Here is a 13,181-nt window from a genome sequence, read left to right as displayed (position 1 = left end):
CAAGGTAAACAATGCCCGTTTTATGTCAGTTTTAAGACTAAACAGAAATGGAGCATGATTCCCTTCCGTTATATACTTTTAACTCATTAGAGACTATTTGGAAGCCACATGCCGCACACTACCGACCCCATAACAGGGTTGAAGAAACGAACTTTGCCGTTAGTTGTCTTTTTTGCCACATTTTTGATGACGGTGTTGTGTTTTGTTTTGGTTGCGGCGAATCAAAATAGGTCTTTGAATGAGAATCTGGATAGCTTTGCTCAGCATCAAACGCTCAGTTTAAAAGCGTTTATTGATAACGATGTCGCTTATATCGGTTCCGGTGCAAATTTTTTCTATTCTAATGATGTCGATAGTCGGGATCGATTTGATCGTTTTGCTCAGCAAACGATTAACGGTTCGAAAAGCCTGATCGGATTGCAGTGGATGCAAAAAGTAGCGCTAGAAGATATCGCCGAGCATACCGCCAAAATGAAAGCTCAATACCCATCCTATAGAATGTTTACTATCCCTAAACATGGGCCAAAAACTTATGGTTATGTCTTGGATGGCGAGCCCGTATTTATCGCGACAGATATTTATCCGAATGATCCAGTGAACAACGGTGTTTTGGGTTTTTACTCTTCTCGTGAGCGGTTTAATCTGGTCATTGATAACATTAAAAAAACACGTGAAGCGAATATTTCAGACAAAGTTCGTCTGTTGCAAGACGGTTTAGACAGCAACACACCTAAGAGCGGAATGTTGGTCTACCACCCTGTGTTTGATGGTCAAACGGACAATTTGTTAGGGGTTGTGATTGGTGTTGTTCGTACCACATACTATTTTGAGAAACTTCTGGCATCTACTGTCGGCGACATGGATGTCTATATTCGTGTTACCGATACGGGTTTTGAAGCTGAAGATGCCCCGATAATGTTCGAAACCAATGGTTATGAAGCGGTAACTGGGCAGCACATTACAAAGACGATTACATTAACTAACCGTGAATGGATTATCGACTTCAAGATAGATGCATGTATTTCATTTAATGGTTACTTAGTGTTGGCGGGAATCGGCATAGTTGGTACCACTATCTCATTACTGCTTGCTTATATTGTGAACCTGCAAATTCGAGAAAAAGAGCGCCTGTATCAAATGCTTGATAAAAGAACAGAAGAGCTTCGTTTTCTAGCCAACCACGACAGCCTGACCGAGGTTTATAACCGACGTGCTTTCAATAAGATGTTAGATAAAGCGATACAGCGAAATGAACCCTTAAGTCTCATCGGATTTGATGTCGACAAGTTCAAAGGCATTAACGACCAATTCGGTCACCCTGCAGGGGATGCTTTACTCATTCATGTAATTAAATTGATTTCAGTGAGCTTGAAAGAGGGGGATAACCTGTTTCGTATAGGTGGAGATGAGTTCTGTATCATTTCTAGTATTACAAACCATGAAGCCCTAGAACGATACTTACAATGTATTCTAAGAACAGTGAGCCAGTCTCATTGTGAGCACAAAGGTCGACAGCTCAGTTGTACTTTGAGTATTGGTGCTGCTATTTACGCTAATGAAAACACGGAAGAGATTCTGCAAAAAACAGACAGTATGCTCTATCAAAGTAAGTCGAATGGCCGAAATCGAGTGACAATTGCAGGCTAAATGAGCACTTGATACAACTAGGGTCGAGTTCTGTATTGGGCTCATGTACAATTTCACAAAATTTTTGACGAGAGAATTAGGCGACGTATGAATCACAATCGAGTTGTGTGTTTCGATTTGGAAATGTGCTGTTGGAGCGAAGACGGTGTGGGAACAACAGGAGAGATCATTGAAGTTGGTCTTGCTGAGATTGATCTAGCATCCGGTACTATCGTGAAGCGAGCACAATACTACGTTAAGCCAGAGAAAGACGAAGTCTCTCTATTCTGTGCCGAGTTAACGGGCATTACACCTCGTAAAATCGAAAAGCAGGGTCGCCCATTAGAGTCTGTCATCAAGTCGATGATTAAGAACTTTGGTGGTCCCAAAAAAATCTACGCAGCGTGGGGACGTGACGACCTTATCTTACACAAAGAGTGTATTGAAAAAGGCATCGAGCCTCCGTTTAGCGAGTTCTTAAACATCGCAACGCTTTACCGTGTTCAGAATCGCTTGAAAGACAAACGCATTGGTCACCGCGCTGCTCAAGAAGCCAAAAATATTGAGTGGGAAGGTCGTCAGCACTCGGGTTATGTCGATGCTTATAATCTTGCGAAACTCACATTAACTATGTTGTAGCTAAATTTTTAGCTCCTCTCAGCCCTGTTTAGTCAGCTTTCAGTTTACCGATTCAAAAAAGCGACCGGTTTCTTAACCCGTCGCTTTTATTTATTTCAGTTTCCAATTCATTATTTCAGGCACTAATTTTCGCCTAAAACACTTAACTTACTCTTGATGAAGTCACAGTGGTCGACGTAGAGCAGTTCTGCTGTTTTACGGATCACAGAATCTTCGATAGGGTCAATTTCCCCGTCGGCATGCGCTACTTCCCACATCGCTTTGATTAAGTCGATTCGCACTGGCTGAGATAGGTCTCTGAGTTGCGATGTAAAGTCATACAGCGATACTGATTGCTCTACTTTCGGCTCTGCTTGCGCGAGCAGTACCTTTGCTTGTTCTTCATCTAAATCCAGCAAACGCTGCAGAAGCTGTAGCTTAGCGACTCTTTCTGATTCATTGATCTGATGGTCGGCACCCGCGACTTCACACAACAAACTCGCGATGGCGATATTAGGTGATGTGCCTTGGTTTTTGCTTAGGTCCTGGCCTTCAATCAATTGTTTAAACATTGATGTGAGAGAATTGAACATAACGAGCTCCAGTTAAAATTTGTATCGAGTTCCGTAACGCTGATAGCTATCAACTATAACCATAAGCATAAGCATAAGCATAAGCATAACTATTGGGTCTACAGAGTGTGATCGCAAGCGTCTTTACTAAAAACTGACATTACGGATACGCGAGCGATAAGGAGCATTTTATCAATCGGGCTCTGGGAAACGGGTAATTTTACCGTCGCCACTGAGTGTCGTGATCGATTGCGGTTTCCCATCAGTGTCTAGCCTCAATTCTCCAATCGCACTGCGGTTTGAAAGGCGATAGAAGGTCTGATTGTCAGGGCTTCGCTTTTCGATCTTCAAGCGTTTACGCTTAGTGAAGTAGTTCAAAACTGAGCGAGGGCTGTATAACAGGCGGTCCCATACATCGCAGAATTTAAGCAGCGGAGCAGGGAACTGATTTTTAATACCACTGCAGGTGATTTGATAGATGTTCGGGCTGTTGCGACGATACCTAAGCTTGATGTCATAAGCGAAGGAGTAGTGAACATCGCCAGAAAGTACCACGAAGTTGGTCGGTGTTTTGGTATGGGTAAAGATGCTAATCAGCGTATTAGCACTGCCCGGATGTGCCATCCAGTTTTCAGCGTCAATCACTAATGGCTTGCCGATTGTGGTCGCCATCTTTTGCAGTGTTTCAATAAACTTCACGCCAAACATCGGTGCAGCAGAAACGATCACCACTTTATCTTGATTCATTAACTGATGTTGAAACTCAATCAAGGCTTCCCAGTCCATTAAACCTGAAGGCTTGTTCATGCGTGACTCTGAACGCCAACGACGCGTACGAGTATCCAACACAATGACTTTGGGTGAGGTATCTATTGTGTAATGCCACTCTTCAAAGCGACTCAGCATCTCAATAAAGGCTTGATGCTTGTCTGGCTCGATGTTGCCAATAGAGTGAGTAGTCGCTGCATTGCCGGCTTCATTATGAGTTTGTTTACTAATGCGCGGTTGTTTAGTAATGAGCGGTTGAGCGACAAAAAGCTGTTTTGCTTGCTCGATAAACGTTTCATCGAAGCTCTCCGGTTTGTTACCCCAACCTTGACACATCCAGTAAGCCGCAAGGCCGTTACCAATGACTTGGGTCGCGAACTGGTTTTGGTCGACGGCATGCTCCCAACCCACGGTAAGGTTCCAATCATCCGTCACATCGTGATCATCGAAGATCATGTACGTTGGAATATGCGCGAACAGACGTTGCACTTGCGGTAAGCCAGCAATGAAATCATCCATGATGACGCTTTCATCACGCCATTGTTGCTGCTCAGTCGGTGTTAATTGGCGTCCACCTTGAGTGAAGTTATTCTCAATTAAACGCTCTCGATTGACGCATTGCCACAGTGTCGGAGACCAAACCAATAAGTACATCGCGATAAACTCAGACAGCGTGACCAAGTGGTTTTCACAATCGGTAGAGCTAAAAATCGGCACGCCACGGTTCGGGAATAACTTATCGATCATCGATTCTGAAGCTGTGTGGTGCGGCAAATAGTGATGACGCTGGTATAAGTGGTATTCACTGTTATACAGAGCGTCACTGTTGTTGATTTGTTTAATTTGCGAGTCAGTCGGTAAGCTTTCGCCTACAAGGCCAAGCAGGTGAATCACTTGTTGAATAACATCAAGTGTTGGGCCTGCCACATGGTCGGCGTAGATCTGATCGCCGCTCATCATCAGCATGTCGGGTCTTTCAGCGACGGTTTGATCGGCCATCTTGTTATCGGCTGCAACTAGGCTGTCTTTGCTTGGATGATGCGGGTTGCGGCAAGAGCCATGAAGAATGTAATCAGCTGAGGTCGATATCTTAAACTCAACGCGAGATTTACCGTTGTAAACAAGGTGAGGGGCGAGCTCTTTTAGTGAACCTGACTCTGTGTGAATGTCATATTCAAGCAGCGTATTAGCCGGAAACTCACCTTGTAAGCGAATTAGCGTTATCCACGCATGTGTACCGATTTGAATCGAATCATGTTCTTCAAGCGATGAGGTATAAAACGGCTGGTCTTGTGCTGCTTCAGAATCGTCTATTTCTTGAGTATGAAGCTCGGCTCTGCCTGTAAGAGGCGAGCTGGTGGCTAACCAAAGTACCACTTCAGTCGCGGTGGTTTTTCTTAAAATGGGTCCGGCGAGTAACAGGGGAAGAGATGATGTCGTAGAGGGTTTCAATACGGTACCTAAAATCGTTGGTGGCTAGTCGTCGTGGTGTTCTTTTGTTTCGATCTTATTTGTGTCTGGCTTTGTGGTTTCAAGCGTTAATGCTTCAAGTTCTACTGAGTCAGATTCTGTTGTTTTAAACTCTGCAATCTCAGGCTCTGCCATTTCAGATTCTGTTGATTCAAGAACTTCGATAACTTCTGAGCTAGAAAGTTCATGGCCCATTAGAAATATTGCCAAAAGGGCATCGGCTTTGGTCTTGGTATCGGAAGGCTCGTCTAATAACAGTTCGAGCTTTTCTCGAATCATAGCAATCTCGTGCTCAACAAAGCCACGGCCTTCTTCATCCCCTTGATTGTCTTCAGGGGCATTATCGAATTCAAGAAATAGCATGTCACCGTCTAGGTTGGTATCCACCAAACGCTCAGGCAACCACGCCTCACCCATAACAATATCTGGATCGGAATCTTTGGGTAAGTGATCTATAATGTTTTGTAATTCGGAGACTTTCACAATACTTTCATTTAACCGAGAATATTCTACATTGTAACGGTCAATGCCGAGCAAACCTAAAAATAGTTAGCCGTCATGGTTAATAAATGTCTAATCAGTAAAACAATATTTTTTTCAAAGAGTAATTACACAAGAATGAAGCTCAAATATTTACCGACTCTTCCTTCATCTGGATTGGTTTTACTAGGTAGCGCTTTCCTAAGTGGCATTTTCGTAAGTGCTAATGCGTGGGCCGCTGAAGAGCAAGAGTGGGGCATCGCTGCAATGTTCCGTACAGCAAGCATCCCTTATGACACGTCTGGTGGCGACCAATCGGTTAGCTCATTCGTACCGATGCTGTTTTTCAAGAACGATTATGTGTTTATTGACGGTACTGAGATGGGGGCATACCTCTATCAAACTGACGATGAGAAGTGGTCTTTCAATGCTATCTCTCGCATGCGCTTTATTGATATTCCTGCATCTGAGCAGAACGCGATTGAAGGCGATACGGCGGACTTTGGTGCTCAACTGACCTACCAACTTGATGATTCTTGGTCTGTCGAAACCGAGATCATGAGCGACAGTGAATACAACTTCCACGGTAACTTACGAGCTAAAGCCAAGTATGAAACTGGAGATTGGGAGTTTTACCCGAGCGCGACGCTGCGTTATAAAAGTGCTGATTTCAACAGTGAGTATTACTCCGCATCTAATGAAACCATTGGTGCTGGTGTTGACTTAAATGTTGGTGTTGAAACGCGTTACCATGTGGTTTCTAACTTGTACTTATTGGGTTCAACCAGTGTGACTCGATTGGACGATAACGCTTACGATTCTTCGATTGTTGAAGACCGTTATCAGGGGGAATTGTACCTTGGCTTTGGTTTCTTTAACGACAAAGAGAAAGCGCCAAAACCTAAACTGAGCAATGCGCCGTACTTACGTGTCGCACACGGCTGGGGAACGCCATCCAATATTGGCGACATCATGAAGTTCAATCGAGAGAAAGACGAATACAACAACCAGTTGACCTCGTTCTTCTATGGACACCCGTTAACCGATGAGATCTTCGGTTTGCCACTGGATATCTATTTAACCCCAGGTATTGCGCACCACTGGAGTTCAGACGTTCAATCGAGCAGCACCGAATACATTATCGCAATCAAGGCGTACTACACCTTTGATTGGCCAACTCAGTGGCGTGTTGGTGTGGCAGAAGGTATGTCTTACATCGATTCGATTACCTATATCGAAGGCTCTGAGATGGACCGTAAAGGTTACACCGCAAGCCATCTATTGAACTACTTAGACTTCTCATTCGATGTCAACGTTGGCGACTTGATTGGTAAGAATGACTTGAACAACTTATGGTTCGGTTATTCATTGCATCATCGTTCTGCGATCTTTGAAAAATCCTCTCAGTATGGTCGTATCAAAGGCGGCAGTAACTACAACACGGTCTACTTCCAATATGAGTTTTAAGCGCAGTTTTTAACGTTAGCTTTAAACCAGAGTTGACTAAGTACGAATTACATTTGACCGCGCTTTCATAGCTCCTGCGAGTGTTAGCGAGATTAATCAGCCTGATAGCTAAAGGTTTTCCCTTTGCTGTCAGGCTTTTTTGTTTGAGACTTGTGATATAATCGCGCGAGTTTAATAAGTACAAGAATAGGACACGCTTTGACTTCGTCTCCGGAAAAAGCAGATAACAACAAGAATGCAGCACAGCCAAGTTCTTCACAGAGCAAAGCGAAACCAAACCAAGCTGCATCGAAAAAATCTGCTGAACAATCAGCGACAAACAACAAATCATCTCAGAATAGCCCAGCCTCTCTTCGTAAAGCGCTCAACGAATGTATGATGCGCGATCGCTTCCGTTTGAATAAGCGAATTGCTGGTGCGAGTAAAATTAAGAACGAACAAGCTAAGCACGCTGTCTTTGATGAGATTGCGTTAGACATTGCTAAGTCGATGATGACGGCAACTCAGCGTGCGGCACAGAAACCAACGATTGAATACCCAGAAATTCTACCGGTTAGCCAAAAGCGCGAAGACATCGCGAAAGCCATCGCTGAAAACCAAGTGGTTATCGTGGCGGGTGAAACGGGTTCGGGTAAAACCACTCAGCTACCAAAAATCTGTTCTGAGCTTGGCCGCGGCCGCTTTGGCTTAATTGGTCACACTCAGCCCCGTCGTCTTGCGGCGCGTTCGGTTGCGAACCGTATTGCTGAAGAGATGGAAACACAGCTGGGTGAGTTCGTTGGTTATAAGGTTCGATTCAACGACCAGATTTCTGACAATACCCAAATCAAACTGATGACCGACGGTATTCTACTGGCGGAGATTCAACACGACCGTTTCTTAAATCAGTACGACACCATCATTATCGATGAAGCGCACGAACGTAGCCTGAACATCGATTTCATCATGGGTTACCTGAAAGAGTTACTGCCAAAGCGTCCTGATCTGAAAGTGATCATCACGTCGGCAACCATCGATCCAGAGCGTTTCTCTAAGCACTTTAACAATGCACCGATCATTGAAGTGTCTGGTCGTACTTACCCAGTTGATACGCGTTACCGCCCATTAGGTGGTGATGAAAGTGATTCAGACCGCGACCAAATCGAAGGCATCTTTGAAGCCGTTGATGAGCTGTGTGATGAAGGCCTTGGCGATATCTTGATCTTCATGAACGGTGAGCGAGAAATTCGTGATACCGCAGATGCATTAAGTAAACGCAACCTTCGTGATACCGAAATTGTCCCGCTTTACGCGCGTCTATCGGCGGGTGAGCAGAACCGTATCTTCCAGTCTCATACTGGTCGACGCATCGTTCTGGCAACCAACGTGGCAGAAACCTCGTTAACCGTACCGGGCATCAAGTATGTTATCGACCCGGGTACGGCGCGTATCAGCCGCTACAGCTACCGTACTAAAGTACAACGTCTACCGATTGAGCCAGTGTCTCAAGCGAGTGCAAACCAGCGTAAAGGTCGTTGTGGTCGTGTTGCAGAAGGTATCTGTATTCGTTTGTACTCTGAGGAAGATTTCGAGTCACGCCCAGAGTTTACTGACCCAGAGATTCTTCGTACTAACCTAGCATCGGTTATCCTTCAGATGACAGCGCTAGGCCTAGGCGATATTCAAGCGTTCCCATTTGTTGAAGCGCCCGATAAGCGCAACATTCAAGACGGTGTAAGGCTGCTTGAAGAGCTTGGTGCGATCGCCACCGTTGAACCGCCAGCGAACAAAAACAAGAACCACGGCGACGACAAGAAGAAGCTAACCGCGATTGGTCGTAAGCTGGCAAAACTGCCTATCGATCCACGTTTAGCGCGTATGGTAATTGAAGCGCCACGTAACCGATGCCTACACGAAGTGATGGTGATCGCGTCTGCGTTGTCGATTCAAGATCCGCGTGAGCGTCCATCAGATAAGCAACAATCGTCTGATGACAAACACAAGCGTTTCTTCGATAAAGAGTCTGACTTCATCACGTTTGTGAACTTATGGGATTACATCAAGCAGCAGCAAAAAGCATTGTCGAGTAACCAGTTCCGCAAACAGTGTAAGCAAGATTACCTCAACTATTTACGTATCCGTGAATGGCAAGATGTGTACTTCCAAATTCACCAAGCAATGCGTGAACTGGATACTAAGTTGAATACAGAACCGGGCAGCTACGATGGCATTCACATGTCACTGCTATCAGGTCTGCTTTCGCACATCGGTATGAAAGATCAAGAGAAGAATGAGTATCAAGGTGCACGTAATGCACGCTTCCATATCTTCCCTGCGTCTGGCTTATTTAAGAAACAGCCTAAGTGGATCATGTCTGCGGAGCTGGTAGAAACCTCAAAACTTTGGGGGCGCGTTATCGCGAAGATTCAACCGGAATGGATTGAACCGCTAGCGAAACACCTGATTAAACGCAGTTACAGCGAACCACATTGGTCGAAGAAACAAGCAGCGGTAATGGCACACGAAAAAGTGATGCTTTACGGAATCCCAATCGTACCTAAGCGCCTTGTGAACTACGGCGCGATTGATGCCACCGTCAGCCGTGAGTTGTTTGTACGTAGTGCATTAGTAGAAGGTGAGTGGGAAACCAAACACGCTTTCTTCAAGCAGAACCGTAAGCTTCTACAAGAAGTCGAAGAGCTAGAGCATAAATCGCGTCGTCGTGACATCTTGATCGACGATGATGAACTGTTCGATTTCTATGACCAGCGTGTTGGTGAAGAGGCGGTTTCTGGCCGTCACTTTGATACATGGTGGAAGAAGACCAGTCAGAAAACCCCTGAGCTGCTTAACTTTGAAAAATCGATGCTGTTCCGCGGTGATGCTAGCCACGTTACCGATCTGGATTACCCGAACTTCTGGCACCAAAACGGTATCAAGCTCAAGCTGAGTTACCAATTTGAGCCGGGCGACGATAACGATGGTGTAACGGTACACATTCCGCTGCCTATCTTGAACCAGATCGACCAGAACGGTTTTGATTGGCAGATCCCGGGTCTACGTCAAGAGCTAGTAATTAGCTTGATTAAGTCGTTACCTAAAACGCTACGCCGTAACTTTGTACCTGCGCCAAACTACGCAGATGCATTCTTGGCACGTGTGACACCGCTTGAAGCACCGTTACTGGATTCTCTTGAGAAAGAGCTACGCCGCATGACGGGTGTGGAAGTGGTACGTGATGACTGGAAGTTAGACCAGATTCCAGAGCACTTAAAGGTAACATTCCGCGCTGTAGATCATCGCAAGCGTAAGCTGAAAGAACAGAAAGATCTGCATGAGTTGAAAGAGAGCCTGAAAGACAAGGTTCAAGAAACGCTTTCTAAAGTGGCAGACGACGATATCGAGCAGCAGAACCTGCACACGTGGAGCTTTGGTGAATTACCAAAAGTCTACCAACAGAAACGTGGTGGCTACGATGTTAAAGCCTTCCCTGCGCTGGTGGATACCAAAGACAGCGTAGAGATCAAACTGTTCGAAACCGAGCAAGAGCAAATCTCGGCAATGAAATCGGGTCAGCGTCGTTTAATCTTGTTGAACGTGCCATCACCGATCAAATACTTGCACTCGAACCTGCCGAACAAATCGAAACTTGGCTTGTACTTCAACCCATACGGACAGGTACTCGATCTTATCGATGACTGTATCGCTTGTGGTATTGATAAGCTGATTGAAGAGAAGGGCGGTTTGGTTTGGGAACCAGAGCAGTTTGAAGCTATGAAAGAACACGTACGTGCAGAGCTGGGTGATACCGTAGTAGAGATTGCTCAACAGGTTGAAACCATCCTAACCACGGCATTCAGCATCAGTAAAAAGCTGAAAGGACGCGTGGATCTTTCTATGGCATTCGCACTTTCTGACATAAAAGCTCAAGTAGAAGGTTTGATTTTTAAGGGTTTTGCCACAGAATGTGGGTGGAAACGCTTGCCGGATATTCTACGCTATATGAGAGCGATTGAACGCCGCATGGAAAAACTGCCAATTGACCCGAACAAAGATCGTCTTCACATGATCAAAGTTGAGTCAGTAATGAATGATTACAAAGAACTGCTGAATAAAATTCCAAAAGGGATCGCGGTTCCAGAAAATGTAAAAGAGGTGCGTTGGATGATAGAAGAGCTTCGTGTAAGCTTCTTCGCACAGCAGCTCGGTACGCCTTACCCAGTATCAGATAAGCGTGTTAAAAACGCGATTGATGCTTGCTAAAGGAATAAAGCTAGACGCAATAGCAAGGTTTGGGTATAAATCTTGCTTATTGCATTACTAATTGAATAGTTATTACATACAGGGCGACTTGGTGGCAATTTATTACCACTCAAGGCCTGCCACTAGGACGAAAAAGGTCGAATATGAAAAAAACGTTATTGGCACTAGCACTACTAGGTGCATCTTCAACAGCAATGGCTGATTCTTGGTTGTACGGCGGTGTAATGGGTGGTCAAAACTCATTCGCTGGTGAAGATGAAAACGCGGTGGGCATCCACGTAGGTACAGGTATCCTTCCACTAATCGGTGTTGAAGCGGGTTACTGGGATCTAGGTTCTTTCGACAACGTTAGCTACGGCAACCGTGATAAACAAGGTGTTGACGTAAGCACTGCTTACCTAGCGATCAAACCAAGCATCGACTTCGGTCCTCTTCACGTATACGCGAAGGGTGGTCTTCACTCATACGAAGTGAAAGGCGATAACTTCAAGCAAGACGACGTTGATATCATGTACGCTGTAGGCGCTGAATACTTCATCTTTGGTCCACTATCTGTAGGCGCTAGCTACCAAAACTTCAAAATGAAAGATGACGACTCTGGCGTATTCACGCTAAACGCAACTATCCACCTACTGTAATTACTTGCAGTCAGTGACGGACGTACCGTTGGTCACGGATATTTGTAGAGTTCGTAAGAATTCGTAAAAAATGCCAGCTTGATAGCTGGCATTTTTGTATCTGTTAACCGTGTAATCGCTACTCTGTTTTCTTATAACAGATAGCAAGCGGATGGTTATTTTTTACTGTTCAGAATACGCTGAATTCTTGGGTTAATCGCTTTACCGTGTTTACTTTCGTACTCTTCACGTTTTAAATCGTTCAGGTTCTTTACAGAGTTAGCGGCAAGAAGGAATTCTGGTAACTCAGTTTCAAGCATGCCTTTCTCATCTAAACGTTTCGCTTCCAAGTAATACTTCTTGAACAGGCCATCGAGTTTGTTTTCAGCCGTACGCTTTAAATCGTACAGTTTATTCTGGATTAACCATTGCTCAATCTTATTATCTGCAGAGCGTGACAACACTCGAATACGGCTATCCAACAACTCTTCTTCAGTCAAAGAATCTTTCAGGATCCACAGCTCACCCATTTGCGGCGGCCAGCTGTTGCCAAGCTGAATACGTTCGTGGCAGTGCATTAAAACGCGGTTAAGGCCGTCTGAATCAACAGAGTTGGCAAACTCAATGAACTTACCGCTTGGCTCACTACCGTACTGATATTCCCACTGCGTTTCGTACACGCTCAAGAAAGAGCCGAACACGTGAATACACCAATCGGTTAGTTCCAGCTCTGCAGGATCTTGATCAACAACAGGTACTTGTTGAGACGCACCAGAATCCGCAGCTTGTGCAGCCGCTACTTTCACTTCGGTACTTTGCGCTTCAATCACTTCAGGTACTAATGGACCTGTAGCGTCAGGTACAACAGGTTGAGCTGGCTCAGAAGGTTGGCTTTTTGCCTTTTTGAATGAGCTGCTGCCTGAAGCGTTCAGATGGGCTAAGCTTTTGTCTATACCCATTTCCTTGAGCTTGTCCTGCATTTCCTGAATATTGAGCGGTCTTCTGCTGTTGTTGTCTTTCATTTTGCTTCTCGTTAACTAGCCAGTACTGCAGCTTGGATTCAATCCGAGATAATGGCATTAATTCATTGGCTTTGGCTTTATACCAGAGGACAAATTTCTTCCATACTAAACTATGGTCACCGGTCAAACCGGAGAATTTAAACGCACGTTCTGCCCATGATGGTATCTCTTCTTCGTTGAGATCATGAGTAGAGACGGTGTTGCTGTTCATTGAGCCTCGACCTTGTGGGCGAGGGGCCTGCTGCATGTGTTGCATTGGTGCCGGAGCAGGCTGAAACTTAGGTGCAGGTGCAGGTGCA

Annotated in this window: 9 protein-coding genes and 1 pseudogene; 5 read left to right on the top strand and 5 right to left on the bottom strand. The window is 45.1% G+C overall.

The genetic code is table 11. The features are described from left to right. Positions 1–108: 108 nt before the first annotated feature. Together AB4154_RS04490 and AB4154_RS04485 are read left to right on the top strand one after the other, a co-directional pair. On the top strand, positions 109–1,647 hold the full coding sequence (locus AB4154_RS04490) for a diguanylate cyclase domain-containing protein (RefSeq protein ID WP_372122335.1): 1,539 nt from the start codon (positions 109–111) through the stop codon (positions 1,645–1,647). Between the two features lie 87 nt (positions 1,648–1,734). Beyond that, positions 1,735–2,265, top strand: coding sequence for a 3'-5' exonuclease (locus AB4154_RS04485; RefSeq protein ID WP_017068784.1), 531 nt, complete (start codon positions 1,735–1,737; stop codon positions 2,263–2,265). 122 nt (positions 2,266–2,387) lie between these two features. Here the strand turns inward: AB4154_RS04485 and AB4154_RS04480 are convergent, their stop codons facing one another. The 3 genes from AB4154_RS04480 to AB4154_RS04470 form a co-directional block, all read right to left on the bottom strand. Then, on the bottom strand, positions 2,388–2,837 hold the full coding sequence (locus tag AB4154_RS04480; RefSeq protein ID WP_017060439.1) for a TerB family tellurite resistance protein: 450 nt from the start codon (positions 2,835–2,837) through the stop codon (positions 2,388–2,390). Between the two features lie 171 nt (positions 2,838–3,008). Continuing rightward, a complete protein-coding gene (locus AB4154_RS04475; protein WP_372122333.1) occupies positions 3,009–5,036 on the bottom strand; it encodes an alkaline phosphatase family protein in 2,028 nt (675 codons plus the stop codon). A gap of 24 nt (positions 5,037–5,060) precedes the next feature. Further along, a complete protein-coding gene (locus tag AB4154_RS04470; protein WP_372122331.1) occupies positions 5,061–5,591 on the bottom strand; it encodes a hypothetical protein in 531 nt (176 codons plus the stop codon). Between the two features lie 81 nt (positions 5,592–5,672). Between AB4154_RS04470 and AB4154_RS04465 the strand changes: the two genes are divergently transcribed. From AB4154_RS04465 to AB4154_RS04455, 3 genes are all read left to right on the top strand, one after another. Then, complete coding sequence (locus tag AB4154_RS04465; protein WP_372122329.1) at positions 5,673–7,001, top strand: MipA/OmpV family protein; 1,329 nt, start codon at positions 5,673–5,675, stop codon at positions 6,999–7,001. Between the two features lie 198 nt (positions 7,002–7,199). Continuing rightward, complete coding sequence (gene hrpA, locus AB4154_RS04460; protein ID WP_372122327.1) at positions 7,200–11,243, top strand: ATP-dependent RNA helicase HrpA; 4,044 nt, start codon at positions 7,200–7,202, stop codon at positions 11,241–11,243. Between the two features lie 143 nt (positions 11,244–11,386). Next, positions 11,387–11,881 (top strand): outer membrane beta-barrel protein, encoded by a 495-nt coding sequence (locus tag AB4154_RS04455; protein WP_372122325.1) that lies wholly within the window; start codon positions 11,387–11,389, stop codon positions 11,879–11,881. Between the two features lie 155 nt (positions 11,882–12,036). Here the strand turns inward: AB4154_RS04455 and AB4154_RS04450 are convergent, their stop codons facing one another. Then, positions 12,037–12,819, bottom strand: coding sequence for a hypothetical protein (locus AB4154_RS04450; RefSeq protein ID WP_102321035.1), 783 nt, complete (start codon positions 12,817–12,819; stop codon positions 12,037–12,039). Further along, a pseudogene (locus tag AB4154_RS04445) lies at positions 12,740–13,181 on the bottom strand (hypothetical protein); the annotation flags it as partial. The pseudogene AB4154_RS04445 and the gene AB4154_RS04450, both read right to left, overlap by 80 nt.

It is taken from the genome of Vibrio sp. 10N.286.51.B11, from assembly GCF_041469245.1.
Lineage (GTDB): Bacteria > Pseudomonadota > Gammaproteobacteria > Enterobacterales > Vibrionaceae > Vibrio > Vibrio crassostreae_C.
The sequence above is the reverse complement of the archived record's forward strand: the minus strand, read 5'-3'. Positions and strand labels throughout refer to the sequence as shown.